General features: G+C 34.1%; 29 protein-coding genes. 20 read left to right on the top strand and 9 right to left on the bottom strand.

Features of this window, described 5'->3' with window-relative positions; genetic code table 11:
- Positions 1–160 precede the first annotated feature (160 nt).
- Complete coding sequence (locus FOT98_RS02095) at positions 161–1,957, top strand: Xaa-Pro dipeptidyl-peptidase (protein ID WP_063259945.1); 1,797 nt, start codon at positions 161–163, stop codon at positions 1,955–1,957.
- A gap of 59 nt (positions 1,958–2,016) precedes the next feature.
- On the opposite strand, the gene FOT98_RS02090 is transcribed toward FOT98_RS02095, so the two are convergent.
- Positions 2,017–2,298: a hypothetical protein gene (locus FOT98_RS02090; RefSeq protein WP_063259944.1), complete on the bottom strand. Its 282-nt coding sequence runs from the start codon at positions 2,296–2,298 to the stop codon at positions 2,017–2,019.
- A gap of 203 nt (positions 2,299–2,501) precedes the next feature.
- Here FOT98_RS02090 and FOT98_RS02085 point away from each other — a divergent pair, with 203 nt between their 5' ends.
- From FOT98_RS02085 to FOT98_RS02075, 3 genes are all read left to right on the top strand, one after another.
- A complete protein-coding gene (locus FOT98_RS02085) occupies positions 2,502–3,266 on the top strand; it encodes a class I SAM-dependent methyltransferase (protein ID WP_063259943.1) in 765 nt (254 codons plus the stop codon).
- Between the two features lie 203 nt (positions 3,267–3,469).
- Positions 3,470–3,733, top strand: a complete 264-nt coding sequence (locus tag FOT98_RS02080; RefSeq protein ID WP_063259942.1) for a hypothetical protein — start codon at positions 3,470–3,472, stop codon at positions 3,731–3,733.
- 357 nt (positions 3,734–4,090) lie between these two features.
- A complete protein-coding gene (locus FOT98_RS02075; RefSeq protein ID WP_000789031.1) occupies positions 4,091–4,321 on the top strand; it encodes a hypothetical protein in 231 nt (76 codons plus the stop codon).
- 261 nt (positions 4,322–4,582) lie between these two features.
- On the opposite strand, the gene FOT98_RS02070 is transcribed toward FOT98_RS02075, so the two are convergent.
- Complete coding sequence (locus FOT98_RS02070) at positions 4,583–5,014, bottom strand: cytidine deaminase (RefSeq protein ID WP_061679699.1); 432 nt, start codon at positions 5,012–5,014, stop codon at positions 4,583–4,585.
- A gap of 182 nt (positions 5,015–5,196) precedes the next feature.
- Here FOT98_RS02070 and FOT98_RS02065 point away from each other — a divergent pair, with 182 nt between their 5' ends.
- From FOT98_RS02065 to dltD, 9 genes are all read left to right on the top strand, one after another.
- On the top strand, positions 5,197–5,688 hold the full coding sequence (locus tag FOT98_RS02065) for an ankyrin repeat domain-containing protein (RefSeq protein ID WP_063259941.1): 492 nt from the start codon (positions 5,197–5,199) through the stop codon (positions 5,686–5,688).
- Positions 5,685–6,275, top strand: a complete 591-nt coding sequence (locus tag FOT98_RS02060) for a DJ-1/PfpI family protein (protein WP_063259940.1) — start codon at positions 5,685–5,687, stop codon at positions 6,273–6,275. The genes FOT98_RS02065 and FOT98_RS02060 overlap by 4 nt, the downstream gene beginning before the upstream one ends.
- 404 nt (positions 6,276–6,679) lie before the next feature.
- Entirely contained in the window at positions 6,680–7,036 is a 357-nt protein-coding gene (locus FOT98_RS02055; protein ID WP_063259939.1) for an FtsB family cell division protein, read from the top strand.
- A 261-nt stretch (positions 7,037–7,297) separates the two neighbouring features.
- Complete coding sequence (locus FOT98_RS02045; protein WP_046954146.1) at positions 7,298–7,624, top strand: DUF3870 domain-containing protein; 327 nt, start codon at positions 7,298–7,300, stop codon at positions 7,622–7,624.
- A 143-nt stretch (positions 7,625–7,767) separates the two neighbouring features.
- Positions 7,768–8,829 carry a dipeptide epimerase gene (locus FOT98_RS02040; RefSeq protein WP_144290923.1) on the top strand — a complete coding sequence of 354 codons (1,062 nt, stop codon included), beginning with the start codon at positions 7,768–7,770 and terminating at the stop codon, positions 8,827–8,829.
- Between the two features lie 39 nt (positions 8,830–8,868).
- Positions 8,869–9,870 (top strand): C40 family peptidase, encoded by a 1,002-nt coding sequence (locus tag FOT98_RS02035; protein WP_063259937.1) that lies wholly within the window; start codon positions 8,869–8,871, stop codon positions 9,868–9,870.
- A gap of 20 nt (positions 9,871–9,890) precedes the next feature.
- On the top strand, positions 9,891–11,513 hold the full coding sequence (locus FOT98_RS02030; protein ID WP_063259936.1) for a peptide ABC transporter substrate-binding protein: 1,623 nt from the start codon (positions 9,891–9,893) through the stop codon (positions 11,511–11,513).
- Between the two features lie 119 nt (positions 11,514–11,632).
- Complete coding sequence (locus FOT98_RS02025) at positions 11,633–12,160, top strand: GNAT family N-acetyltransferase (RefSeq protein WP_063260017.1); 528 nt, start codon at positions 11,633–11,635, stop codon at positions 12,158–12,160.
- Positions 12,161–12,428: 268 nt separating this feature from the next.
- A complete protein-coding gene (gene dltD, locus FOT98_RS02020) occupies positions 12,429–13,610 on the top strand; it encodes a D-alanyl-lipoteichoic acid biosynthesis protein DltD (protein ID WP_063259935.1) in 1,182 nt (393 codons plus the stop codon).
- Positions 13,611–13,648: 38 nt separating this feature from the next.
- Here the strand turns inward: dltD and FOT98_RS02015 are convergent, their stop codons facing one another.
- Complete coding sequence (locus tag FOT98_RS02015; protein WP_061679707.1) at positions 13,649–13,873, bottom strand: hypothetical protein; 225 nt, start codon at positions 13,871–13,873, stop codon at positions 13,649–13,651.
- A 140-nt stretch (positions 13,874–14,013) separates the two neighbouring features.
- Between FOT98_RS02015 and FOT98_RS02010 the strand changes: the two genes are divergently transcribed.
- Positions 14,014–14,490, top strand: a complete 477-nt coding sequence (locus tag FOT98_RS02010; protein ID WP_063259934.1) for a DinB family protein — start codon at positions 14,014–14,016, stop codon at positions 14,488–14,490.
- Positions 14,491–14,528: 38 nt separating this feature from the next.
- Here the strand turns inward: FOT98_RS02010 and uptA are convergent, their stop codons facing one another.
- Positions 14,529–15,134, bottom strand: a complete 606-nt coding sequence (uptA, locus tag FOT98_RS02005) for an undecaprenyl phosphate transporter UptA (RefSeq protein WP_063259933.1) — start codon at positions 15,132–15,134, stop codon at positions 14,529–14,531.
- A gap of 492 nt (positions 15,135–15,626) precedes the next feature.
- Between uptA and FOT98_RS02000 the strand changes: the two genes are divergently transcribed.
- On the top strand, positions 15,627–17,027 hold the full coding sequence (locus tag FOT98_RS02000) for an HD domain-containing protein (RefSeq protein WP_063259932.1): 1,401 nt from the start codon (positions 15,627–15,629) through the stop codon (positions 17,025–17,027).
- Positions 17,028–17,218: 191 nt separating this feature from the next.
- On the opposite strand, the gene FOT98_RS01995 is transcribed toward FOT98_RS02000, so the two are convergent.
- Positions 17,219–17,983, bottom strand: a complete 765-nt coding sequence (locus FOT98_RS01995; protein WP_000447225.1) for a DUF1836 domain-containing protein — start codon at positions 17,981–17,983, stop codon at positions 17,219–17,221.
- A 259-nt stretch (positions 17,984–18,242) separates the two neighbouring features.
- On the opposite strand from FOT98_RS01995, the gene FOT98_RS01990 reads away from it, so the two are divergent.
- Together FOT98_RS01990 and FOT98_RS01985 are read left to right on the top strand one after the other, a co-directional pair.
- Positions 18,243–18,692 (top strand): hypothetical protein, encoded by a 450-nt coding sequence (locus FOT98_RS01990; protein WP_063259931.1) that lies wholly within the window; start codon positions 18,243–18,245, stop codon positions 18,690–18,692.
- On the top strand, positions 18,680–18,988 hold the full coding sequence (locus FOT98_RS01985; protein ID WP_061679711.1) for a YxcD family protein: 309 nt from the start codon (positions 18,680–18,682) through the stop codon (positions 18,986–18,988). Before FOT98_RS01990 ends, FOT98_RS01985 begins: the two co-directional genes overlap by 13 nt.
- A 24-nt stretch (positions 18,989–19,012) precedes the next feature.
- On the opposite strand, the gene FOT98_RS01980 is transcribed toward FOT98_RS01985, so the two are convergent.
- The 4 genes from FOT98_RS01980 to FOT98_RS01965 all read right to left on the bottom strand — a co-directional run bounded on the left by FOT98_RS01980 (position 19,013) and on the right by FOT98_RS01965 (position 22,580).
- On the bottom strand, positions 19,013–20,248 hold the full coding sequence (locus FOT98_RS01980) for an NAD(P)/FAD-dependent oxidoreductase (RefSeq protein ID WP_063259930.1): 1,236 nt from the start codon (positions 20,246–20,248) through the stop codon (positions 19,013–19,015).
- The gene (locus tag FOT98_RS01975) at positions 20,245–20,577 is read right to left on the bottom strand and encodes a (2Fe-2S)-binding protein (protein WP_063259929.1); all 333 of its coding nucleotides are present in this window, start codon (positions 20,575–20,577) and stop codon (positions 20,245–20,247) included. The genes FOT98_RS01980 and FOT98_RS01975 overlap by 4 nt, the downstream gene beginning before the upstream one ends.
- A complete protein-coding gene (locus tag FOT98_RS01970; protein WP_000182241.1) occupies positions 20,574–20,846 on the bottom strand; it encodes a (2Fe-2S)-binding protein in 273 nt (90 codons plus the stop codon). Before FOT98_RS01970 ends, FOT98_RS01975 begins: the two co-directional genes overlap by 4 nt.
- A gap of 72 nt (positions 20,847–20,918) precedes the next feature.
- Positions 20,919–22,580: a sigma-54 interaction domain-containing protein gene (locus FOT98_RS01965; RefSeq protein WP_063259928.1), complete on the bottom strand. Its 1,662-nt coding sequence runs from the start codon at positions 22,578–22,580 to the stop codon at positions 20,919–20,921.
- A gap of 184 nt (positions 22,581–22,764) precedes the next feature.
- Here FOT98_RS01965 and FOT98_RS01960 point away from each other — a divergent pair, with 184 nt between their 5' ends.
- From FOT98_RS01960 to FOT98_RS01950, 3 genes are read left to right on the top strand one after another with little or no spacing between them, the layout of a single operon-like run.
- Positions 22,765–23,940, top strand: coding sequence for an NAD(P)/FAD-dependent oxidoreductase (locus FOT98_RS01960; protein WP_063259927.1), 1,176 nt, complete (start codon positions 22,765–22,767; stop codon positions 23,938–23,940).
- Positions 23,937–24,974: a proline racemase family protein gene (locus FOT98_RS01955; protein WP_063259926.1), complete on the top strand. Its 1,038-nt coding sequence runs from the start codon at positions 23,937–23,939 to the stop codon at positions 24,972–24,974. Before FOT98_RS01960 ends, FOT98_RS01955 begins: the two co-directional genes overlap by 4 nt.
- Positions 24,971–25,912 carry a proline racemase family protein gene (locus tag FOT98_RS01950; RefSeq protein WP_063259925.1) on the top strand — a complete coding sequence of 314 codons (942 nt, stop codon included), beginning with the start codon at positions 24,971–24,973 and terminating at the stop codon, positions 25,910–25,912. Before FOT98_RS01955 ends, FOT98_RS01950 begins: the two co-directional genes overlap by 4 nt.
- Positions 25,913–25,931 lie beyond the last annotated feature (19 nt).

The following is a 25,931-nucleotide window of genomic DNA, read 5'->3' as shown; positions in this document are numbered from 1 at the left end:
TTTATTGATTATATGAGAGTAGTAAATCAGAATATATAACTTCGAAAGCTCGTTTAAAGGGTGCTCTACCAATTTTTCAAGTTATTGCACGAAATATAAACTGAATTTTCAGTAATTTTGTTGTATAGTAAAAAGGAGACATATATGGGGAGGAAAGACTATGGGGAAAAAGAAAATAGCAATTACATTATCAACAATCTTATCTTTATCAGTCACATCAGGAGTTTATAGTATGACTGCGTATGCAGACAAGAAAGAAACAAACCACATAAATGAGAATGACGTAAAGTTAAATGGGAAAGTTTCAGAAGGACTACAATCAAATACGAAGATCGAATTAGAAAATGGGATGACAAAGCCGATTTACTCGCTTGATGAAGCAATTATCGAAAATCTATTTGTAGAGACGGAAGTTGATAGTGATCGAGATGGAAAAAAGGATCGTGTATCAGTAAAGGTTATGCGTCCAAAAACAGATCCTAATGTGAAAGTTCCTGTTATATATGAAATGAGCCCATATCGATCTGGTTTAAAAGATGTACCTGTATATAATGTAGATGAAGAATTGTATGCGTATGAAGGCAAACCGTATGGAGCTGTTAATCTTGGTTCGTACGGCAATTATTATGTGCCAAGAGGCTATGCAGTCATTTTAGGTGAAAGTATCGGAACTGGCAAATCAGACGGATGTCCAACTACTGGGGATGAGCAAGAAATATTAGGGACAAAATCTGTTATTGATTGGGTAAATGGACGTGCGAAAGCATATACAGAAAATGGTGAGGAAGTTAAAGCTGATTGGTCAACAGGAAATGTAGGTATGACAGGAGTATCTTATAATGGTACGTTACCGAATGCTGTTGCGACGACTGGTGTTGAAGGGTTAAAAACAATTATTCCAATCGCAGCGATTAGTAGTTGGTATGATTATTATCGTGCAAACGGTGCAGTCATTGCGCCAGGTGGATACCAAGGAGAAGATACAGATAATATGGCAGAAGCAGTACTAACAAGAGAAAATCCTGAAGTTTGCGGACAAGTAATAAAAGAGCTAACAGCTGGACAGGACCGGAAAACTGGTAATTATAATGATTTTTGGGATAAACGTAATTATGTAAAAGATGCTAAAAATGTAAAAGCAAGCGTATTTGTTGTTCATGGCTTAAATGATTGGAATGTTAAGACGAAGCAGTTCGCGCAATGGTGGGATGCACTTGGAGAAAATAATGTTCCTCGTAAAATGTGGTTACATCAAGGTGGACACGGTGGGACATCAACGAATGACTGGCAAAGAACACAAAATAAATGGCTCGATTATTGGTTGTATGGAATTGAAAATGGAATTATGAATGAACCAATGGTTGATGTACAACGTGAAAATAAAACTTGGGAAAAATTAAAAAACTGGCCGGATCCATCGGCTGTGCCTTCAAAAGTTCGTATGTATTTAAGTAACAAAGCAGTTAATTTACCATTAAGTATGGGCTCTGCAAATAAAGTTTTCTCATTCGTAGATGATGCAAAACTGAAATCAAATCAATTAATAGCAAACCCAGAATTAGAAGTAGCAAATCGATTAGTGTATACAATGCCGGTATTACAAAAAGATATGAGAATAAGCGGGACACCAAAGATTTCAATTACAGGAAATATTGATCGTCCTGTATCAAATTTAACAGCATTACTTGTTGATTATGGCGGAGCAAAGCCTGAAATAGTTACGAGAGGTTGGATGGACCCACAAAACTTAAATAGTATAAAAGATTCAACAGCACTTAAACCAGGCAAGGATTATACATTCACATGGGACATGCAGCCAGATGATTACGTATTTAAAGCGGGGCATCAAATAGGGGTTGTTTTACTCGCTAGTGACTATGATTATACAATTAGACCGAAAGCGGGAACGAAGCTTTCAGTGAAATTAAGTGAAGTGACATTGCCAATTGTGAAATAAAGAGTTATGGATAAAGAGCTTACTGCCTAGTAAGCTCTTTATATTTTGAAATAGGGAGTTTAATGTGAATTTTTATTGGTAGATACAAAAATGCTTACGATAAATAAAAAAATGGCATTTATGATCAGTAGGACACTAAAGGTAAGCCCCGCAAAACCTCCAGCAACCCCATCTCCTACTTTTTCACCAATAATGTGCAAAGTGGCAAAGAAAACAACGGGAGAAGAAAGTATGAAAATGCCACTAGCTATTTTCCATATTCGTTTATACTTCTTTGCTATAAAGAAAATTAGTGCATTTAAAGCAAAAAGGAGTAAAAGAAATATAATTAATGAATTCATCGTAGCCTCCTTTCGGTAAAAGTCTGAATTTTTATTTTTATATATTCATTTCGAAGGGAATATTATAGAATATAATTATATTCTATGGAAAGCGAGTGATTTATTATGACAGTCAGCTCTTTCGAATTTTTATTGAAAATAAAGGTACAGGAAGATTAATTGAAAGAAAATCTTCCGTACGTAAAAAACGGAGGAGAAAATAAATGTTTAGTTTTTATAGTACACTTTGCACGGAACTTTATGATTTCACTAAGCCTGTCGGTTATTCTTTAAATGGTGATATTGAGTATTACGAAGAACGTTTAAAAAATTGCACCGGAAGAATTCTCGAAGCAGCGGTAGGGTCAGGGCGTGTCATCATTCCACTTCTAGAGTCTGGATTTAAAGTAGATGGGATAGATTATTCACCTGAAATGCTAGAATCGTGCCGCGTACGATGTAAAGAGAGAGGTTTACATCCTAATTTATATGAAGGAAGTTTACAACAATTTGCACTGCCACATAAATACGAGGCAATTATCATTCCTACTGGATCTTTTTGTTTAATTGAAAATCGAACGGATTCTATAAACGCATTGAAATGTTTTTATGAACATCTTAATCCAGGCGGGCGATTAATCGTAGATATTATGCTTCCGCATGACTGGAAAACAGGAGAGATTCATACATCGACTTTTTCTTTGCCGAGCGGAGACGGAATTACATTAGAAAATAAATCAATTGAAATAGATTGGCTGAACCAAGTTACTCTATCCTATTTAAAATATGAAAAATGGAGTAAAGGACAGTTAGTACAAACAGAACTACAACGCTTCGCGCTGCGCTGGTATGGAATAGAAGAGTTTAAACTTCTGTTAGAAAGTATAGGTTTCTCTAACATTACTTGCTCCGCTGACTATGTTTATAAAAAAGAACCGTCAAATGCAAATCAAATGTTTACTTTTGAAGCTGTGCGAAACGAAAAATAAAGAACTATGTATGTAAACAAGGGGGTCGATATTATATCGACTCCCTTGTTTTAGTTGTGATTCCCTTACAGGTTATTATATATGCATTGTCCAAGCATTCTTCTACTAATTACATATACTATTTATGTTAAAGTCAGTCATTATTTTAATTAGGGCTGTTATTTTATTATAAATGATATTTTAGTGAAGGGAGAGGAATCTAATTGGAAAATGAAGAACAAGGTAGAATTGAAGATCAAGTGTATTCAAACCGGGTAGTAAGATCAGAATTTGATGAGAATTGGGAAACATGTATTTCAAAAAGTGGTTATGTAATTTATTTAGCAACGAGTAATAATGCTGAAGTAATAGTACTTCTGGCTGATGGTTCAAGTAAATTATTAATTTTTGAAAAAGGTGGAAAAGTAGCAGTAGGCGGCGGTGGAACAAGTCATTACAGTAAGCCGCATATTGCAAGAAATATATAAGGTAGAACATATTAATTGAGAAGAAGCTGGAAGACGGTTAGTCATTTAGAATGACTAACCGTTTGTATTTGAATCATTTTAAAAGAACTTGATTTGTTATAAATACTTTTAGATGACCAGAGAAATTAGGAGGGAATTGTACGGGTAAGAGTTTAAGAAATAATGAAGGTTTGGAAGTATCATATTAGTGATATAGAAAAAGCATTTCCTATTTCGGGAAATGCTTTTTCTATGTTATAGTATAATAGTGTTTTAAAACGATGTTATTTTAATATACTTCAATTTTTGTTGTGTAGTATTTTTATATTAAATTAGGGGTGCAAGTATTTTTTTATATAAGGAGTAATAAATAGAGAAATGAAAAATATAGACTTTATATTAGAAAGTGACGAGGCATTAAAACCGTCTGAACGATTAGTACTATTATTATTAGAGAAGCATAGAATGTTATATACGAACGATCTATTAGCATTATCTAATTTATCATATAAAACATTAACGGATTCATTAACGGCGCTAGTTTTAAAATCATATGTGTTAAAGGAAACAGGTAAGGGAAGAAGACAGAATTGTTATAGATTGGTATGATAAGACTGCTGAATTTAGAGGGTTTATAATAAGTTTTTTCAAATGTAATGAGAAATATCGTTTTTGTTTTCAAATGAAAAACGTACTACAATGCGTGCTTTAATATTTGGAATTCATTTTTGTTAATGATAATTTTATAAGTGTTAAAAATAGAAAAATAAAATAAACTGCATAAAAAAGAAATAAAAAAACAATCTGTTTTAAAAATGGATTGTTTTTTTATTGGAATAATATTATTTGATATGTTGAGAGTAGGAATGATTATTCTACTTCGCTTGTATACTTTTCAGGTAATAATTCCATTACGTTACATTTTACAAGTTTACCATTATAAGAAAGTATAACATTCGTATTCTTTCCATAATCACTTATCAATTCTCGACACATACCACACGGAGCAACAACCCAACATTTTTCTATATCTTCATGAGGATGTGGGTGAGCAACTGCTACAATGGTATCAAATTCATGATCGCCTTCTGAAATAGATTTTCCAATCGCCATAGCTTCACCACACACTGTTATTCTTCCAACATTCGCTTCAACATGCACTGCTGCATAAATATTACCTGTTTTAGTTCTTACAGCTGAACCGATATGATGACGACCATATTTATAGTTTTTTTCAATTACTTTTTCAGCAGCTGTAATTAAATCATAGTCTTCACTATTTAAAGGCATTACTTGTAACATAATTTCTCCTCCGTATTAAACATGATCATTTTATCTTAACAGAAAATTTTAATATTTAAAACAAAAGATGGAAATCAGTTAGATAATATTATTATGTAAACTTCTGTATTTACAGGAAAATAGCATAATCAATAGAACATATAGAAGAGTATGCTTAAATATTTGAAAGATAGGAGATTATTATGGGGATTTTACAATCAATAGTACAAGCTGTTATAAGTGGTAATAAGGAAGAAGTGGTGGAGTTTATAAAAACGAATCCAAGTGCTGTTAACGAATTTAGTGACGATGGCTGGACTCTCCTTCATTTAGCGGGTTATTTTGGACAAAAAGAGATAGCAAGTTTTCTTTTAGAAAGTGGAGCAGATATACATAATAGAGCAAAAAACGAAAATGAAAATACACCTTTGCAAGCTGCCATCGCGAATAAGCAAAGTGAACTTGTTGCTTTCTTAATTGAAAAAGGGTCGGATGTAAATGTTATACAAAGTGGCGGTTGGACAGGGTTACATGAAGCAGCATTATTAGGAAGTGAAGAAATAGTTATGCTACTTCTTGAAAATGGAGCTAATAAAGCGATTAAGAAAAATGATGGAAAAACAGCATATGATATTGCGTTAGAAAAAGGATATGATTACCTTTTACATCATTTAAAACCGGAAGTGAACGTATGATAAATAAATGGAGCGTAGGCATATTTTTATTTAATGATGTAGAAGTGTTAGATTTTGCAGGACCATTTGAAGTTTTTTCTGTAACCGAAGCGGATGAAGAAAAACCATTTACTGTTTATACAGTTAGCCAAAATGGAGAAATGATTACAGCAAGAAACGGATTAAAGGTACAGCCGGATTATAGTATTGAAAATTTACCAACAGTTGATATTTTACTCATTCCAGGTGGTAAAGGCGTTAGGGAAAATGAAGTGAAAAATGAAACTATAATAAATTGGATTCGACAGCAAATGAAAGAAGTAAAGCTAATGACTTCAGTTTGTACTGGAGCGCTATTACTCGCGAAAGCTGGTTTACTGGAAGGGTTACAAGCAACAACGCATTGGGCTAGTATTCAAACTTTCAAAAAAGATTTTCCCGGTGTAGAAGTAATGGAGAATGTAAAATTTGTAGATGCAGGACACATTATAACATCGGCAGGTATTTCAGCTGGTATTAACATGTCATTTCATATTGTGAAAAATTTGTTAGGTGTGGAGGTTGCTGAGGAAACAGCGAAAAGTATGGAATATGATATAGATTTGTAAAATAAAAAAGCCCAATTTGGGCTTTTTTATATTGAATGTATATAGGTAATTGCCTTTAGAGTTGATCTATGGTCCAACTTCTAATTCTGAATCAGTAATTCCAGTTTTATCGAATGTACGAAAATGCATCTTTTTTCTCCTTGAATCATGTGAAAACGAGGAGAAATTTCGTATGTAAAAAAACTCTTCTACAATAGTAGAAAAAGAATAACAGGAACTACTATTTTATGGCAGCATACATAAAAAAATGCAATGCAAATATGGAAATGTCGTCGAATGCTATCTTTAATTGGTTAATTTGTGAGATATTTTTGTGAAGGAGCTTATTTTATAAGAATAGAATTACAGTTAGTAAGAGATCATGCCGATGGTAGTGAAAATATATGTGTTAGGGGGATTTCATAATGAGGAAACTCAAGCGAATAAATGTTCCTAATATACAACAACAACTATCACAGTCTAATGAAAATCGAGCAGTTAATAAGAAAAAATTAAGGCGATTTATATTCATGTTTATATTTATTGCGGCGGCTACTTTGTACGTTCAATTTATTTTAACGAAACAACAAGAAATAATCGTAGAAAAAAAAGATACAATAACGAATCAAAAAAAGCAATTGGTTTCTTTAAAGAAAGATAAGACTTCTTTAAAGACTAACATAGAAAATTTAACAGACGATGAGGAAGAAATTTTGAAGTTTGCGAGAAAAGAATATCAATTTTCTAAGTCAAATGAAACTATATTTGTGTTGCCGAAGTAATGTAATAGAACAGTTAGCGATTGCTAGCTGTTTTTTCATGTATAAGGATGGCATGGTACAAGAAACAATCACATATTGTAAAAATGAAGAGTTTGAACTATTTTCATAATTATGGAATATATACCGAAATAAATGTTGTTAAAATTCTGTCAATTGTATTATAATACAAGGTAAGCGGATACATTTCTTGATCAACGTTGAGTTTATCGCTCATACGACAATTAAGAAAACCGTTATCCCGTATTAGAAAGGAAGATAGCTGTGTACGCTTCAAATACAATTTATGTCGTAGGGGATGCGAAAGCACCTCAAAATAATCCTATTACCGAAAAGTTCAAAAGTTATTTTGTAGCATTTGTACTTGTTAAGGAAACAGGGGAAATTGTAGATGCAGATTGCTCAGCGACAATTGCATTAACATCACAATTTGTTAAATATTTGTTTCTACATAAAAATATTAATGATCCACTATTGGTAACAGAAATAAAAAATAGATACTTTGGTTCGTCTCAAAAAGCACTTCTTGTAGCATTAAAAGATGCACAGAAAAAATATAATCAAATCGCTGCTTTGTCTACCCATTCCTAGACAAAATCCAGCCGTAAGAATCTTCTTATGGCTGGATTTTTTTATTTCACATTAATTTCTTGCATGAAAGGTAAGTGAAAGAGGAGATTTATTGCTCCAAAAAAATTGGGAATTAATGATCTACTTTGTCAGAGAACGAAAGGATGAACAATATGAAAATTACTGATGTAAAAGTAATTCGTAGGCATGTAAATCTTCATACACCGTTTAAAACGGCGCTTCGTACTGTAACCGAAATAGAAAGTATAGATGTATATATTCATACAGATGAAGGAATTGTTGGCAAGGGGGCAGCAGCCGCAACACCAGTTATTACGGGTGATTTTGCTAACGGGATTGAAGCAGCAATTTTAGGACCGATGCGTTCCTGTTTAATTGGTCAAGATATCATTCAGTTTCAACAGTTACTACAGCACATTCAAATGAGTTGTATTGGAAACCCAAGTGCGAAAGCAGCAGTAGATATCGCTTTATATGATGTGTATTGTCAATATCAAAACGTTCCACTTTACGCATTATTAGGCGGGAAGAAAGAAATTCACACAGACATTACGGTGAGTGTAGATGAGCCTTTCGTTATGGCAAAAGAGGCAAAGCAACATGTAGAAAAAGGATTTCAAACTTTAAAAATCAAAGTGGGGAAATCCGCTCATTTAGATTTAGAACGTATTGAAGCGATTCGAAATAATGTACCAAAAAATACGACGTTACGATTAGATGCAAATCAAGGGTGGAATCCAAAAGAAGCGGTTACGATTATTAAAGAGATGGAAAATCGTAATTTAAATATCGAATTTATTGAACAACCTGTTCATGCGAAAGATTGGGATGGATTAAAGTACGTCAAAGACCATGTGCAAACGCCCATTATGGCAGATGAAAGCATATTTTCAGCGAGTGATGCATTGAAAATTGTTCAAGGAGGATATGCAGACTTACTCAATATTAAATTAATGAAATGTGGTGGCATACGTGAAGCGTGGCGTATTGCAGATATCGCTGAAACAGCGGGTATAAAATGTATGGTTGGTAGTATGATGGAATCTTCCACTTCCGTTAGCGCTGTAGCCCATTTAGCTGCGGCACATCCTAATATTCATTACTTCGATCTAGATGCACCACTTTGGTTAATGGAAGAACCGGAAGGAATGACGTATTCAGGGTCAAAGGTAAACCTTCAATCGACAGTGAATAGTAAATCTTAGGAGAAGAGATTAGTAAACTATCTTTTAAGGGGGATATGTATGAAAAGAGTAGGAACTGCGTTTTTAACAACTTTATTTATATTTTCATCGTTTACATCAGCACATGCCGAAGAGAAGAAGGATAGTAAAGCATTTATCGATGTATCTGCTGCAACACTTTGGACTGCACCTGATTCATTACGGCCAATTGATGTACCGAGTGCTACAAATCCAGTTGATTTGTGGAAGTGGACGAAATCAATGACGCTTGATGAGAAGCTTTGGTTAACAAATGCAAATAAATTAGAAACGCAAGCGTTATTAGGTCAAGAAGTAACGGTTGTTGATAAAAAAGGGGACTGGGTGAAAGTGCTAGTCCATGGTCAGCCAACACCACGTAATGAAGAAGGTTATCCAGGTTGGATGCCTGAAAAACAGTTAACATTTAATCAAGAATTTGCAGATAAAACAAACGAACCTTTCGTTTTAGTAACGAAACCGACAGCCATTTTATATATAAATCCTTCTGAAAAACATAAATCGCTTGAAGTGAGCTATAATACGCGACTGCCACTACTTAGTGAAGATACAATTTCATACCGCGTGTTGTTACCAAATGGGCAAAAAGCTTGGCTACGAAAAAATGATGGAACGGTTTATCGCTCTCAAAATGATATTCCAACTCCGGCGGCTGATGATTTAATAAACACAGGGAAGATGTTTTTAGGATTACCATATATATGGGCTGGTACAAGTGGTTTTGGATTTGATTGCTCTGGATTTACACATACAATTTATAAATCGCACGGTATTACTATTCCGCGAGATTCTGGTCCGCAATCGAGAAATGGAGTTGCGGTTGATAAAGAAAACTTACAAAAAGGAGATTTAATTTTCTTCGCACATGATCAAGGAAAAGGTAGTGTTCACCATGTTGCTATGTATATTGGTGATGGAAATATGATTCACTCACCGAGAGCTGAAAGATCAGTAGAGATTATACCGCTAAATACACCAGGATATATAGAAGAATACGCTGGTGCTCGTCGTTACTTACCTTAAAAAATAAAGGGGGTTTTCAAATGAAAAAAGTTGTTCGTTACTCATTAGTTAGTACACTCTTAGTTTCTTCATTTTTAGTTGGCTGCGCAAAAGAAAAAACAACGACAAAGCCGAAAGATGAGAAGAAAGTATTACAGTTACTAGAAACGGGTGAAATTCCGTCGTTAAATTCAGGGAAAGTAACAGATGCGGTATCGTTTAACGTTTTGAATAACGTAATGGAAGGATTATTCCGTTTATCGAAAAATGATGAACTGATTGAAGCTGGAGCACAAAAATATGAAGTGAGTCAAGATGGAAAAACTTATACATTCCACTTGCGTGATGCGAAATGGTCTAATGGAGATCCAGTAACAGCACAAGATTACGTATACGCTTGGAAGCAGCTTATTAATCCGGATACAGCTTCTCAATATGCATATATTGCGTACGATGTGAAAAATGCGGAGAAAATAAATAAGAAACAACTAGGGCTAGAGGAATTAGGAGTGAAAGCGAAGGATGATAAAACGTTCGTAGTAGAGTTAGAACATCCTGTACCTTATTTTACGAAACTACTTATTTTACCGTCTTTCTATCCAATTAATGAAAAATATGCGAAAGAACAAGGGGATAAATACGGATTAGAAGCAAATAAAGCGGTATATAATGGGCCGTTTACATTATCTGATTGGAAGCATGAAGCGAGTTTTACAATGAAGAAAAACGATAAGTATTGGGATAAAAAAGAAGTGAAGCTTGATGAAGTAAATTATCAAATCGTTAAAGAAATTTCAACCGCGGTAAATTTATATGAAACAGATAAAGTTGATAGAGCTGTCATTTCAACAGAATTCGTAGATAAATATAAAAATAATAAAGAACTAAAACAGTATACAGATCCGGTTATGTACTTCTTCCGATTCAATGAAAATGTACCGATTCTTAAAAATAAAAATGCAAGGCTCGCGCTAAGTACAGTGTTTGATAAGAAAGGGCTTGCAACTTCATTTTTAAATGATGGTTCGGTAGCTGCAAACTATTACGTGCCAAAAGGATTTTTAAAAGGTCCAGATAAAAAAGACTTTAGAAGTACGGCTGGTGAGTTTAATAAGACAGATGTAAAACAGGCGAAAGAATATTGGGAAAAGGCGAAGCAAGAAACAGGTACAAATGAAGTGACGCTTGAGTTATTAAACTATGACTTAGAAAACTTCAAAAAAGTAGGAGAATACATTAAAGAAGAGCTAGAGAAAAACTTACCAGGCTTAAAAGTAAATGTAAAATTACAACCACATACGCAAAAACTGGCGTTAGAGAAGAAGAAAGAATATGAAATGTCGTTATCACGTTGGTTGCCGGATTATCCAGATCCAATGACTTATTTAGAAGTATTCCTTTCTGGAAGCAGTGTAAACAATACAGAATATGCAAATCCGGAATATGACGCGTTAATTAAGAAGATTAAAACAGAATTAGGTAATGATGAGACAGCTCGTTGGAAAGCAATGCAAGATGCGGAAAAAATGCTGCTAGATGATGCAGTAATAGCACCAGTATTCCAGCGCGGATTATCATACTTACAAAAACCATATGTGAAAGATTTGTATGTACATCAATTCGGTCCGGCAACAAGTTTAAAATGGGCAGATGTACAAAAATAAAAGTATGGAAAAACAGACTTCACATGTGTGATAGTCTGTTTTTCTTATTTAAAGTTAGAGAAATAGTCCGTGGTATAATTTACTAGTCTGTATTAAGCATTTGGAGGGGAATGATGTTTATGTTTGAAGAAAAGGAAGTAGTATGTACAAAAAGATTGTTCATGAGAAAACCAACTATAGAATATGTTGATCAATTTTATAACATATTAAAGAAAGAAGCTGTTGGCAAATGGCTTGCTAAATCAAGAGGAATGTCAAAAGAAGAAGCAAATGATTATATTAGTAAGCTTATATTACATTGGGAACAGTATAATTTCGGTGTATGGTTGTTATTCAATAGTGAAACAGGAAAGCTTTTAGGACATTGTGGTTTAAGAAAAGTGGATGAAACTGATGAAATAGAGATTATGTATCTACTTGATCCGGAGTATTGGGGAAATGGATATGCGTCAGAAGCAGCAGGGGCTTCTATTCAATATGCAAAAGAGACGATGGATGTAAAAAGAATAATTGCTAGGGTGAAAATAGCAAATGACAATTCGAAAAATCTTTTACGAAAGTTAGGTTTTACATATACTCATGATGTTGATTATAGTAGACGTACCTTATCTTATTTTGAATTTAATATAGCTCCTGATGAATTATAGACATTTTATATGTTTTTTCATGTCTTAATAATAAAATTATTAGTAAAATTCCAGTGTGAAATTTATGTAGAATCTTGTATAATTAACGTGTTTCTATGGAAACATTTTCTTGTGCTATTTCTATAGGACTGAATAGAACAAGGAAAGAAATACATACATGTATATAATAGATAAATAGAATGGAACATGTATAGAGAAAAAGGAGAGAAATGATGGCGTGTCAAAAACAAGGGTTACAATTTAATAGCGATAGAAAGAGGAAGAGACGATGAAAATGAAGCATGCTTTTGGCCCGATAATTTTAGCGTGTGTGCTTTTTTTCATTATCATACTCATTCCATCAAAAAGTTTAGTATCACTTATTAGTGATAAGAAAGTAGAAGATGCGGCAACTTCCTTACAAAAAGAAAAATTACAAAGTGTTTTCTTACAGCAAAAAATGTTAGAGAATTCGCAGTATTTACCGATGTATGGTTCATCTGAATTTTTACGTATGGATGCATATCACCCATCTAATTACTTTAAAGTAAATCCGGCAGGTTTTACACCATATTTAATCGGGATTGGCGGTACGCAAAGTTTAGCTCATATATTAAATATGACGTCTACAATGGATGAGCTAGAAGGTAAAAAAGTAGTCTTTGTCTTATCCCCACAATGGTTTACAAAGACTGGGGTATCACAAGGGGATTTTACTAACAATTTCTCCAAACAACAAGCATATCATTTTATTTTTAATGATGAGATAAGTGTTGAAATGAAGAAGCAAATTGCGAAACGACTATTAGACTATAAAGTTGTTCAAAAAGATGATATATTAAAAAATTCATTAGAAGGTATTGTGTATAATGATACGAAACATAACATAAAAGCAGGTTTAGTCAAACCACTTGCTTATATGCATCGAAATATTTTAGATCATAGAGATTTATTTAACTCTTTATTTAAGATTGAACCGATGAAAGAAAAAACAAATATGGGATTACGTTCAATTTCTTGGGTAGATGCACGTAAACATGCAGAGGAAGAAGGGAAAACGGAATCTACTACAAACACATTCGGAATTGAAAATCCGTATTACTATAAACATAATTTAAAGAAAAAATTAAAAGGTTTAAAAAACTTTAGAGCAAACGAATCGTATGAAGAATCACCTGAATATGATGACTTACAAATGGTTTTAAATATTTTTAAAGAGAAAAATGTCAAACCACTCTTTATTTCTGTACCTGTAAACGGACCGTGGTATGATTACGCTGGCTTCCCAAAAGAACGCCGTGAAGTATATTATAAAAAAGTCCGAGAGCAAGTTGAGAAAGCAGGATACCCAGTAGTTGATTTCTCTGGCCATGAATATGATAAGTATTTCTTAAAAGATACAATTCATTTAGGTTGGAAAGGCTGGATTTACTTTGATGAGGCAGTACAAAACTTTTATACTGAGAAATAAGTGTGGAGAAAAAGGAACGGCTATAAGCTGTTCCTTTTTTAGTATAGAGTATTTTGATGTGGGCAATTCGGGAAGGCATGTATATCTTGAATTTGTCTAAAATCATAATGCTTCATTGCGAATTGAGCTTGATAAAGGTATTCATATACATATAATTGACCATCATGTGCTGAACATAATACACCAGAAGTACCTTGCCCGTTCATGAAGGAAATGCCGATAGGGCGTCCGATTAAGTATTGTATTTTTTGTTGCCAATGCATAGGGGAATCACTCCTTTTTGAGATAATATACGAAATCAATGAGTGAAAGGTTGCTTATCCGCATAATTATGGAGGTCTTTTATACAATTTCTAGAAAATATTAATATGAATGAATTATAAGCGCGAGAAAGGAATGAGTAATGAAGAAGGAAAATATTGTAGAAGAAAAGTTAAATTTAATAAAATGGTGTCAAACATTGAAGGGAGTATCGGATGATATATGGTTTCAACCATTTAAAAATGGCTCATGGGGAATTGCAGATGTGATTTCACATTTTATCGTTTGGGATGTGTTTTTAATAAAGGATAGAATTCCATACTTTATAAGTGAACAATCTGTACCAAATGTTCCAATAGATGTTGAGGAAATGAATAAGGGAGCAATTAAATATGCGAGATCTGGTATTTCAAAAGAAGAACTATTAAATCAATTTAGCGTTACTCGTAAACAGTTAGTGGATGAAATTGAGCGAGTTCCAACCAAATATTTTTATAATTTCTACCAATTTGGCACTAAAAAATTGAAATTAAATAATTACTTTTCATCACTCATTCAACATGACTTAAAGCACAAAGAAGAAATAATGCAATTTCTAATATATAATAAAAACCGCTAACATTCGTAATGAATGTATAGCGGTTTTTATTTATATTTTTACGCAAGATTTTTACGCTTTTTTGTCCATTTTTTAATGACGAAGTATAAAAGAATAAGTATGACGCCGCCAATTGCGAACGATTTCACATATGGTCCAGCAACATCGTTAATATTCTCCCAATTCTCACCTAGTTTTTCGCCTAAATAAATGAAAATAATAGACCAAGGGATGATTGCGAGTGCTGTTAATGTAGTGAAACGTAGGAATGACATTTTTGTAATACCAGCAGGAATTGAAATTGCATGGCGTACTACCGGAATGAAGCGAGCAGTGAAAATTACGCCAGTTCCGTACCGATTAAACCAATCTTCAGCTGCATCTATATGTTTTTTATGAATGAAAATATATTTACCGTAACGTTCTAATATAGGACGTCCACCGTATCGTCCAAGCCAATAAATAAAGATTTGGGCAATAACACCGCCAATTGTACCGAATATAACTGCGCCTATAAATGAGATACTACCATTGAATACTAAATAACCTGCATAAGCAAGGACGATTTCACTCGGAATAATCTCAATCATAAGTCCAAGCATAATGCCCCAATAACCTAATCCTTCAAAAAACGTTAATACTGAGTGAATAAAACTACTTACCATTGTTGCACCTTCTAGTTTATGTATTTTTGAATATATGCCCCTTTACTTAACGATATAAAAGGTTCACTATATGTAGATTATACCTTATTTATATAGGGGATTGCTATTTCAATTCTTTTATGTCTCTGATAAGTATTATAGTAAAGCATATAAGTTCAGTTTTCATGAAGAGATAATGAAAAAAATATTAAAAATTTCTCATATATAAATGATAATGTTATGGGCTTTTAATTTACAAAGTGGGAAGAGTAATGTATGCAAAATAAGAATCAAATTTATGGACTATTTTCTATTTGGGATAGAGATATGATTCGGTTGATAAAAACAAAAGTATTTCAAAGGTTGGCTTATAGGTTCAAAAATATAAAAATAATTCAAGGAGAATGAAAACATAAATATTCTCTTATCACCTAGACAGGTACTTCACTTTCTAATAACGAATTATAATGTTAATAAAATTTTATAGAAAATTAACGTGATGAAGGTGAAAATATGAAAAAAGCATTATTAGAAAAGGCCTCATATCTACATAAAGCAGAAATCGAACAATTACATAAAGCTATATTAGTTTCTGAGAAAGCACATGAAGGACAATTTCGCGTTTCCGGTGAGCCGTATATTACTCATCCATTTGCAGTTACAGAAATTTTGTTAGATTGTAAGGCAGATATAATAACTTTAGTTGCAGCATTACTACATGATGTGGTGGAGGATACAGATTATACAATTGAGTATATACGTGATATATTCGGTAAAAAAGTGGCTGATATTGTAGAAGGGTTAACTAAAATTGATAAAAAACAAATCTCTAATAAAGAAGAGTATGAAGCAATAAATTTAAAGAAATTATTGTTAGCTACGCAAGGAGATATAAGAGTAGCTATTATAAAAGTGATAGATCGTCTACATAATATGAGAACTTTACAGGTGAAAGCTGTAAAGAAACAAGTTCCTTATGCAAATGAAACACTCAAAATTTTTGCTCCGATTTGTAAAAGATTAGGGCTATTACATGTTCAACACGAGTTAGAAGATTTAGGTTTTTATTATCTTAACCATTCTAAATATAAGGGAATGAGTATTCTTTTACAAAATTATGTTAAGTTATTAGAGGATTTGTCTCAAAATATTATGTTAGATATAAATAATTTTCTGAATCGAACTTTAATATTTGAAGTGGACTATGAAGTAAGCCCTATTTATACAGCTTATTCTCGTCTCCAAGATATTCAAGCCATTACAGCAGTGTCAAAAATAATTATCACGACCTCAAATAATTTAGACTGTTATAAAATATTAGGAGTTATACATCAACTATACCAACCAATTCCATATCAATTTGAAGATAATATAGCAATTGAAAGTGATGTATTAAACAGATACTTAAAGACCAAAGTGGTGATCAATAACCATGAAATAGTGATATGTATTGAAACAAAAATAAATCAAGAGATACGAGATAAAGGAGTATTTCATGTACTTACAAAAAGTTTAACTGATAAGGAGATGCAAAATATAATTCATAAATTGATGGATCATTTTATTAAGACAAATGATCTAGTAACTCAAGATGCGATTGAATTTTATGATTTAGTATCGTATGAACTATTCCAAGATAATATTGTTGCATTTACTCCTAAGTTAGATTCCGTGAACTTACCGCAAGGTGCTACTGTAATTGATTTTGCTTTCGCATTAAATCCTGAGATTGCTAAGTATATGTCAGGGGCTAAAGTTAATGGTATAAATAAATCGATAATAACGAATGTTTCACATCTAGATATAGTTGAACTTTTGGTAACTGAAAACATTTGTAATGTGAGACAGGGTTGGTTAAGTTTTGCTAATAGCTCAAGAGCTCAAATCGAAATTTATAAAGAGTTACAAAGATGAAGGGATTAAATTTATCGAGAAAACTTGTTCGAAATATAATAGAATGAAATGATCATTTTTGAATTAATAATAGGCGATTATGGTTTTTTATAATTAATATCTAGAGAAACAAGCATCAACCTGTTCTAAGTATGTAACAGGTTGATGCTTGTTTTCGTTATAAAAAAATAGAAGCATTTCTGCTCCTATTTTTACGGTTTCACTTCTAAATTTTGTAAAAATAAAGTTGCTGTTACGTAGCGTTTTGCTAACATTTGTACATAAGCGGTATGAACAGATAATGTGGCAATAATAATCGCATTACGAATCGCTTCACGTTGCTCGTTATTAACCTGATCGAACTTGCTTGCAATTTTGTCAGCTCTTTCTTTTACGATGTTTTCAATTGTATGGATTGTATCTGTTGCATTTAGTTGTAAGCAGTTCCCTTGATTGAGTTCTTCAAATAGAGAAGAGTATGCTCCATATAAATGAACAGGATTGATTAAGTCATCACTTCGATCGGCTGGGTCATTTACGATAAGGCGTAATAGCTTACGAATGGATTCAAAATCAAGTGCTGTTTTTAAATCTTCGACAATGAATAGTAAGGCAGCTTGTTCAATTGAATATTTTTTCCCTTTTTGAGGAGAGCCAATCATTTCTTTAATATCTCGTTTTACCCAGTTTTGCATGGCCGTTACTGAGAAACTTGTATTTTCAATTTGATTTCCAAGCGCAACTATTTCATTTAATGAAAAACCGACGTCTGTATCGTCAATTTTAATCAGTTTTTCAAAAATAGGTGAAAGTGCGGTAGTAATAAAAGCAGTTACGCTTTGTCCGCTTTCAATATCTTTTTTATGTGACTTTGCCCACGCTTCTTGTAAAATACCGAGAGGCTTTTTCGTATTCCATCCTCTTAATGATAGAAGAAGGGTAGCCATTTCGTTTCGTGTGAGATGAAATGTTTCCATCTTTTCACCTCCAAAAATAATAAAAAGTTCTTATGAACCTATAATATGTTTTGTTGCATTTAAAGTCAATTCTGTTTTGCTTAATTTTTCCTTTGTCACCAAACTGTCGTAAGTAAATAATACTTGCATATTTCGACAAAAGTTCATATAATAAGTTCATAAGAACCTTTAAAATGTTTTTAAAAACAAATCTATCATTCTGAATTTACTAGAAAGGTAGATTTCACATATATCTATATAAAAGGAGAATGGATATAATATGTTGAAAAAACTTGTAGCAGTCATGACAGCATTCATGGTTATCTTTGGAGCTAGTAGCTTCATGTTTGTAGATCACGCAGCAGCGAAGAGTTACAAATCTGGTAAAAAATCATACACACCAAGTTCTGGTCAAAAGTCAAAAGTTGATTTGAACAAAAAAGATAATAACGTGAATTCACAAAAAACAACAACAGATTCAAAAACAAAAGCAACAAACACAGCACCAAAAAGTAATAAAGGAAGCTTTATGAAAGGTTTATTACTAGGTGGTCTTGGTGGTTTACTAATGGGTAGCTTATTTGCAAATATGGGAGCTCTTGGTTCTGTATTAGCGTTTATGGTAAATATGTTAGTAATGGCTGGTATCGTAATGTTAGCAGTTCGTGCATTTAAATACTTCAAAGATCAACGTAAGAAAAAGGAAGATGAAGTAGCATGGAAACAATAAAAATTTCTGAACAAGAACTTATCAATGCACTTTGCGTATATATCGCTGAAAAAAGACAAGTCGGTCCAGAAGAAGTTTTAGTTGAACTAATGTATGACGATGACTATGGTTTCTCTGCTGAAGTAGAGGTAAATGGTCGTAAACAAATTTTAATTCAAGCGAACTTAATCGAAGCACTACGCTTACTGCTTGACAGAGAATATAATGTCAATTCATTTGCAGCAAGATTACAACTTGAATTAGACGATGAAGAAGGCATTTACGCATTAGCGAAATTTAATAACTCAGAAGAGTAGAAAAAAGAGCTGTTGAGAGTAATCTCAGCAGCTCTTTTTAGTATGTGCATATGCCAGGGAATAATCACGCCAAATTTCATTCATTTTCCGTCTACCGTCATCAATCATCGGGTTAAATTGAATGGCAGCTTGCTGTCGCACGGTATGTACATGTTGGATCGCTTGTTGCAAGTGTTTTTCAACCGAATGAGATTTTGTATTTGCTTGTTGTACAATTGAATATCCAGCAACAGTTCCTTGTGCCATTGCGATTTTCCCGCTTTCAATACCAGTTATATTACCGGCAACAAATAAACCGGGAAGAGGGGTTTCCATCGCTTCGGAATGAAGAGGAACATGCCCACCTAATTCCGGAATGTAACGGAAAGGACAACCAGCTACAGCAGCTAACTCAGCAAGAGGGTATAAGCCGCCGGCAATACAAACGAAGTCTGCCTCATATATTTGTTCCGATCCAGTTAAGATGTTTCCTTTCGTATCAATATTAGCAACGCGTACACCTTCAACTTGATCTGTACCGATAATTTCAAGAGCTACTTTTCGAAGGTGAAGGGGTGTACCATTTATTTTCATACCGCTATTTGGATAGAAGTTTAATCCAGCTTGTTTCGCCCAATTATATTTCATCAATCGACTACCTATACGTAATAAAGGTGACGGGGCAAGGTGTGCAGCATGTAATAGAGAGTTTAAAACTTCTTCTGGTTCACCAGCCTTTTGACTTAATTCACTTTTTTCAGGAAGTACGATATGTTCCACTTTAATTCCCGCTAATTGTAATTCATTTAAAATAGCGAATGACAAAATGTTAGCACCAATAATTATTCCTTTTCGCCCAACTTGAACGCGATGTACATTTGTCATTACTTGGGCTGCCCCGATTGACATAACTCCTGGAAGTGTCCAACCAGGAAGGGGAATAGAGTACTCAGCAGCACCAGTAGCAAGTAAAATGAACGGTGCTTCTAACGTACCGATATTCGTATGTACGTACCAAGAACTTTCATCTTTATCTAAATTATAGACGGAAATACCACATCGAATATCAACTGAAAGTGATTTTGCTTCTTCGTGAAGGCGTTTTGATTCTTCTATTCCGTTCCACCATTCTCCAGTAGGTTCTTGATGTAATTGTCCGAGTAACCTTCCGCCAGGCTTCATAAATTCATCAATAACAAGTACATTTAGTCCAAAACGAGCACAAGAGATGGAGGCCGATAAACCTGCTGGTCCAGCTCCGATAATAATGACATCGTTCATCGCTTTTTCACCATCTCTCTGACGATATTGGGATGCTGTTTACCGCTATCAACTACCATATCTTTTTCAACAACAGTTAAGCATGCTCGTACGTTCGTTTGATTGTTTACTGTGACGCGGCATTCAGAACAATGTCCAATATTACAGTAAATACCTCGTGGCGCTCCACTATCTTCATGCACTCTTAAAGTTCTTATACCGTTTGCAAGTAAAGCAGCCGCAATCGTTTCATGTTCATATGCTTCATATTGTTGTCCGTTAAATTGGAAAGTGATGCGCTTACTACTATTTAAACTCCCTAAAATAGGATGATGTGTAATTCTATTCATTGATTTTCACCTACCGCTCCAAAGGTAACTGCTCGCACAGGTGGTTGATATTTTAATGGGATTTCATTAGTAGTTACGCCAGGGTTTGCACTTTCAATCATTCGATCTATCATCATTCTACATGTGCGGCCACCGCAAAATCCCATGCCAGCACGTGTTCTTAGTTTTAATTCTCTTGCCGAGCATTTATATTCAGCAATTGTCGATTGAAGTTGACCGTATGTAACTTCTTCACATCGACAAACAATTAAGTGATCTTTATTCGTCATATGAATTCCTCCTCTAGTTCGGTTTGCACAAATTATTATGCAAAAACTATGCCAATATAAAGGAGGAAATGGTTATTGTAACCCAAGTTTTTTTAAACGATTATATAAAGTAGCCCTCGTAACACCAAGCTGTTTCGCGCATTCTAATTTATTCCCATTCAAAATACGTAATGCTCTCTCGATTACTTTTTTCTCATGTTCATCCATCTCTTCTTGTAAAGAGAGGATTGTATGATTGTTGCTGAGTAATAGGGAATGAGTCGTATGATTGTCTAACGTTTCAGTTGTATGAAATGGTAAATATTCTTGTTTTATAATACCGTCAGTCGCAAATACGACAAGTCTTTCAACAACGTTACGAAGCTCGCGAATATTACCTGGCCAATTGTAATGAAGCAGTTCATGCATAATGCTTGAAGGTAAGTCACGGATTGGTCTGTTGTAGTTGATTGAAAAATCGTTTAAGAAAGAGTAGGTTAATTCAATAATATCTTCGCGTCTCTCGCGCAGCGGTGGAATATGCAAGCTAACTACATTTAGGCGGTAGTATAAATCTTCTCGGAATGTGCCTTTTCGCATTTCTTCTTGTAAATCACGATTTGTAGCAGCGATAATACGGAAGTCAATATTAATCTCTTTCTCTCCACCAACTCGGTAATATTTTCGTTCTTGTAGTACACGCAAAAGCTTTACTTGCATATCGAGCGGCATTTCTCCTATTTCATCAAGAAATAATGTACCGCCTTGTGCGAGCTCTATTTTCCCTTTTTTCCCTTTACTACTTGCACCAGAAAACGCCCCGCGTTCATATCCGAATAATTCACTTTCAAATAACGCTTCTGGAATGGCGCCGCAGTTAATTGAAATGAAAGGTGCCTTAGCTGCTTCACTTGCTTCATGGATTGCTTTCGCGAATACTTCTTTTCCAACACCACTTTCGCCGAGTATTAATACAGTTGATTTCACTGAACAAACCTTTCTAGCTAATTGTATTGTTCTTTGTATAACAGGGCTCTTTCCATTCATCGCAAGGAAAGGATCTGATTCATCTTTATATTTTGCGACTTCTTGTTCTAATCGGTGCATTTCATGTGACATATTGAATAGTTTTTCGTTTAAAGCAACTTGATTTGTAACATCAGTTTCTGAAACGACAGCGCCTATAATTTCATCGTTACAATATACTGGGTTTGAATTTATTAATACGAACAAATCTGGGCGAGGCTGATGGAACTGAGCGATTATGCTTTTTCCGTCATGTAATGATTGCAAAATTTCCAAATCTTTATAGTCAAAAAAACGAGTGATAGGTTGTCCAATAATTTCATTATGATTGACTGAAAAAATCTTTTCAGCACCATCTGTCCAAGTACGAACATGTTCTTTCTCATCGATGACTGTAACGGAAGAATCAGTTGTTTGTATTACGGCGTTATAAAAAGATTGTAGTTCATTGTACGACTTAACAAGAAACGGAATGATTTGCTGAGTCGTTATACAGCATAGCGGCTCTTTATTTTCGTTCATTATGATAACGACTATTTCATTGGAAAACGCGTCAATTAAAGCGCTGAATGAGTCATCTTCATATATTACTGCGCAGTTATATTCTTCTGTAGTAGAAGGGCGGTAATAATACTTTTCGTGAACTTGCTGGGTATGTTGCAAGTTGTATGTATGATCAATTGATAAAGTTTTTAGAAATTCTTTTATTGTAGGAAATGAGAATGCCATATTGTCCTCCTGTTATGTATAAAAATTTTGACAGTGATAAAAAAATAATACACCTATTTACGATAAATTTAAAATATTTTTACAAATAAAAATATTATTTATAAAAAGTGCATATATGTACAGTTGGCACGTCAATTGCATAAAAGAAAGTGAGGGATGAAAAGAAAGAAGGGAGGGGTGCTACGTGAGGCACTGTGACGTTTTAATAATAGGCGGTGGTATTATAGGCTGTTCTATCGCTTATTACACATCAAAATATGGAAGAGACGTAACAATCATTGAAAAAGGAGAATTTGTCAGTGGGACGTCTTCACGGTGTGACGGGAATATTTTGGCTATTGATAAAGACCCAGGATTTGATAGTCAAATGTCGTTAGTAAGTCAAAAATTGGTTACTGATTTAAGTGAAGAGTTAGAGCACTCATTTGAATATAGGGCGCCAGGAAGTATTCTCGTATGTGAGTCAGACGAAGAAATGGAAGCAGCGCAGCAATGGGTGAATCGTCAAAAAGAAGCTGGTTTACCGTTTCGAATGCTCGATAGGCAAGATATAAGAGAGGAATCGCCATTTTTTGCAGACGATTTATTAGGCGGATTAGAATGCGCAACGGATTCGACTGTAAATCCATATCTTCTTGCTTTTTCACTTCTTGCAGAATCGAAGAAGTTTGGTACGAAAGCTTTTAATCATACGGAAGTAAAAGAAATGAAAAGAGATATAGACGGTTCCTTTATTGTAGAAACGACTAACGGGACGTTTACTGCGAAGCAAGTGGTGAACGCAGCTGGTGTGTGGGCTCCAAAAATCGGAGAAATGTTGGATGTAAATATCCCAATTGAACCGAGAAAAGGGCATATTATTGTAGCTTCAAGGCAACAACACGTTGGTTGCCGTAAAGTAATGGAATTTGGTTATTTAATTTCTAAATTTGGCGGAAAACGAAAAGTGGATGCTTTAACTGAGAAATATGGGGTAGCTCTTGTATTTGAGCCGACAGAAAGCCAAAATTTTTTAATTGGTAGTAGTAGAGAGTTTGTAGGTTTTCATACGAAGATAAACAACGAGGTTATTAAATGTATTGCAAACAGAGCAATTCGTTTTTATCCGAAAATGGCGGATATGATGGTGATTCGTTCATATGCTGGATTACGCCCGTGGACAGAAGACCATTTGCCAATCATTTCACGTGTGGAACATATCCCGAACTACTTTATAGCAGCGGGGCATGAAGGGGATGGCATTAGCCTTGCAGCGGTTACTGGAAAAGTGATTGAAGAGTTATTAAATGAAAAAGAAACAATCATTCCAATTGAACCACTTCGTTTGAGTCGTTTTACAGAAAGGGTGTTAAACGGATGAGGTCACAAAGAGTCTTTACGACGATTGATACACATACGGGCGGGAATCCAACGAGGACATTGATAAGCGGACTTCCAAAGTTAATTGGAGAGACGATGGCAGAGAAGATGTTACATATGAAAAAGGAGTATGACTGGATTCGCAAATTGTTAATGAATGAACCGCGTGGTCATGATGTAATGTCAGGCGCATTATTAACAGATCCATGTCATCCTGAAGCTGATATTGGTGTTATTTACATAGAGACAGGTGGATATTTACCGATGTGTGGTCACGATACAATTGGTGTATGTACTGCTTTAATTGAATCAGGTTTAATTCCGGTAGTTGAACCGATTACTTCGTTAAAGTTAGACACACCAGCTGGCTTAGTTGGAGTGGATATCTTTGTTCAAGATGGAAAAGCGAAAGAAGTCTCCTTCTGTAACATACCAGCTTTTTTACTGAAACATATTACTGTACAAGTCGAAGGAATTGGAACTGTAGAGGCCGATATTGCGTATGGAGGGAATTTTTATGCCATTATCGATGCGAAATCAGTAGGTTTAGAGTTAGTACCAGAAAACGCATCTACAATCATCGATAAGGCAATTCATATTAGAAATATCATAAATGAGAAATTTGAAATCGTTCATCCAGAGTATTCGTTTATTAGAGGATTAACCCATGTTGAATTTTATACAGATCCTACTCATGAAAGTGCGCATGTGAAAAATACAGTTGTCGTTCCGCCAGGAGGAATTGATCGTTCTCCTTGTGGTACAGGAACATCAGCGAAATTAGCGGTATTATACGCTAATCAAAAAATCGAGATTAATGAAGAGTTTATTCACGAGAGTATCGTTGGCTCTCTATTTAAAGGGTGCGTTATTCATACAACAAATGTTGATAATATGGAAGCTGTCGTAACAAAAATTACAGGTTCAGCTTGGCTTATGGGAATGCATAGATTTTTTTGCAATGAAAAGGATCCACTTAAAGAAGGCTTTTTGCTAATTCCGCCGATGGAACATGAAACGGAGGATGTAAAATGAACATTCAAAAAATGTATACAGCAGTAGACGTACATGTAAATGGTGAAGCATTTCGTGTAATAAAAGATGTACCATGCAAATATTACTACAGTTTAGAACATTTAAATGAACAATTTTCAGGGGAATTAGCAGAAGAAATGAAGCTTTTATTAAATGAACCACGTGGTTTTATCGGTTTAAATGGATGTATCGTCGTTCCTTCTATTCATGCGGAAGTCGATGCAGCTGTATTATTTTTTAATCATGAAGGTTCCATCCCTCTTCATTATGGAGGCATTGTCGCAGTCATTACGATGTTACTAGAAAGCGGTTATTTAAAAAAGAGAGATACGAATCAATACAAAATTGAAACGTTATCTGGCATATTTTCAGTCCATGCGTATGTAGAGAATGATGAAGTTGTATCTGTTTCATTTGAAAGTAAATTATGTTATATGATTGAGAAAAATTTACAAATTGGTAATATAAGTTACTCTCTTATACAGGCAGATAAAGTATATGCAGTTGTAGAAAAGGATGCATATTCACCAGAAATCAGCATTGAAAACATCTCTAAATTAAAAAAATGGGGTGAAGTTACACTTCAAGCTATACAAAAACAGTCACTAATAAAAAGACTTATTTTAGTAGAATCTATGCAAACAGAAAAGAACCATATAAAGTCGATTACATTTCATGAAGATAACTTTATCGTACGTTCGCCTGGTTTTGTTTCTACTATTGTATCTTATGTTCATACATTATTTAAAAATGATTATATAGCGGATAAACCTTTTAAAAATGAAAGTATTTTTAATAGCTTTATAACAGTAGAACAAGTGAAGAAAGAAGAACTAGGCTACATTTTCCGATTTGAAAGTAGAGGATTTATTACAGGAATACAGACGTTTCTATTAGACTCTACAGATCCGTTTCCGACAGGGTTTTTATTAAAATAAAATAGTAAAGGGAGAGATA

The organism is Bacillus sp. HY001 (genome assembly GCF_007558965.1).
GTDB lineage: Bacteria > Bacillota > Bacilli > Bacillales > Bacillaceae_G > Bacillus_A > Bacillus_A mobilis.
This window is presented reverse-complemented; position numbering and strand designations above follow the sequence as displayed.

Bases quoted from the DNA above. Each gene is read 5' to 3' on its own strand.
- FOT98_RS02095 (WP_063259945.1), top strand. From the start codon at position 161: ATGGGGAAAAAGAAAATAGCAATTACATTATCAACAATCTTATCTTTA.
- FOT98_RS02090 (WP_063259944.1), bottom strand. From the start codon at position 2,298: ATGAATTCATTAATTATATTTCTTTTACTCCTTTTTGCTTTAAATGCA.
- FOT98_RS02085 (WP_063259943.1), top strand. From the start codon at position 2,502: ATGTTTAGTTTTTATAGTACACTTTGCACGGAACTTTATGATTTCACT.
- FOT98_RS02075 (WP_000789031.1), top strand. From the start codon at position 4,091: ATGAAAAATATAGACTTTATATTAGAAAGTGACGAGGCATTAAAACCG.
- FOT98_RS02070 (WP_061679699.1), bottom strand. From the start codon at position 5,014: ATGTTACAAGTAATGCCTTTAAATAGTGAAGACTATGATTTAATTACA.
- FOT98_RS02065 (WP_063259941.1), top strand. From the start codon at position 5,197: ATGGGGATTTTACAATCAATAGTACAAGCTGTTATAAGTGGTAATAAG.
- FOT98_RS02060 (WP_063259940.1), top strand. From the start codon at position 5,685: ATGATAAATAAATGGAGCGTAGGCATATTTTTATTTAATGATGTAGAA.
- FOT98_RS02055 (WP_063259939.1), top strand. From the start codon at position 6,680: ATGAGGAAACTCAAGCGAATAAATGTTCCTAATATACAACAACAACTA.
- FOT98_RS02040 (WP_144290923.1), top strand. From the start codon at position 7,768: ATGAACAATATGAAAATTACTGATGTAAAAGTAATTCGTAGGCATGTA.
- FOT98_RS02035 (WP_063259937.1), top strand. From the start codon at position 8,869: ATGAAAAGAGTAGGAACTGCGTTTTTAACAACTTTATTTATATTTTCA.
- FOT98_RS02030 (WP_063259936.1), top strand. From the start codon at position 9,891: ATGAAAAAAGTTGTTCGTTACTCATTAGTTAGTACACTCTTAGTTTCT.
- FOT98_RS02025 (WP_063260017.1), top strand. From the start codon at position 11,633: ATGTTTGAAGAAAAGGAAGTAGTATGTACAAAAAGATTGTTCATGAGA.
- dltD (WP_063259935.1), top strand. From the start codon at position 12,429: ATGAAAATGAAGCATGCTTTTGGCCCGATAATTTTAGCGTGTGTGCTT.
- FOT98_RS02015 (WP_061679707.1), bottom strand. From the start codon at position 13,873: ATGCATTGGCAACAAAAAATACAATACTTAATCGGACGCCCTATCGGC.
- FOT98_RS02010 (WP_063259934.1), top strand. From the start codon at position 14,014: ATGAAGAAGGAAAATATTGTAGAAGAAAAGTTAAATTTAATAAAATGG.
- uptA (WP_063259933.1), bottom strand. From the start codon at position 15,134: ATGGTAAGTAGTTTTATTCACTCAGTATTAACGTTTTTTGAAGGATTA.
- FOT98_RS02000 (WP_063259932.1), top strand. From the start codon at position 15,627: ATGAAAAAAGCATTATTAGAAAAGGCCTCATATCTACATAAAGCAGAA.
- FOT98_RS01995 (WP_000447225.1), bottom strand. From the start codon at position 17,983: ATGGAAACATTTCATCTCACACGAAACGAAATGGCTACCCTTCTTCTA.
- FOT98_RS01990 (WP_063259931.1), top strand. From the start codon at position 18,243: ATGTTGAAAAAACTTGTAGCAGTCATGACAGCATTCATGGTTATCTTT.
- FOT98_RS01985 (WP_061679711.1), top strand. From the start codon at position 18,680: ATGGAAACAATAAAAATTTCTGAACAAGAACTTATCAATGCACTTTGC.
- FOT98_RS01980 (WP_063259930.1), bottom strand. From the start codon at position 20,248: ATGAACGATGTCATTATTATCGGAGCTGGACCAGCAGGTTTATCGGCC.
- FOT98_RS01975 (WP_063259929.1), bottom strand. From the start codon at position 20,577: ATGAATAGAATTACACATCATCCTATTTTAGGGAGTTTAAATAGTAGT.
- FOT98_RS01970 (WP_000182241.1), bottom strand. From the start codon at position 20,846: ATGACGAATAAAGATCACTTAATTGTTTGTCGATGTGAAGAAGTTACA.
- FOT98_RS01965 (WP_063259928.1), bottom strand. From the start codon at position 22,580: ATGGCATTCTCATTTCCTACAATAAAAGAATTTCTAAAAACTTTATCA.
- FOT98_RS01955 (WP_063259926.1), top strand. From the start codon at position 23,937: ATGAGGTCACAAAGAGTCTTTACGACGATTGATACACATACGGGCGGG.
- FOT98_RS01950 (WP_063259925.1), top strand. From the start codon at position 24,971: ATGAACATTCAAAAAATGTATACAGCAGTAGACGTACATGTAAATGGT.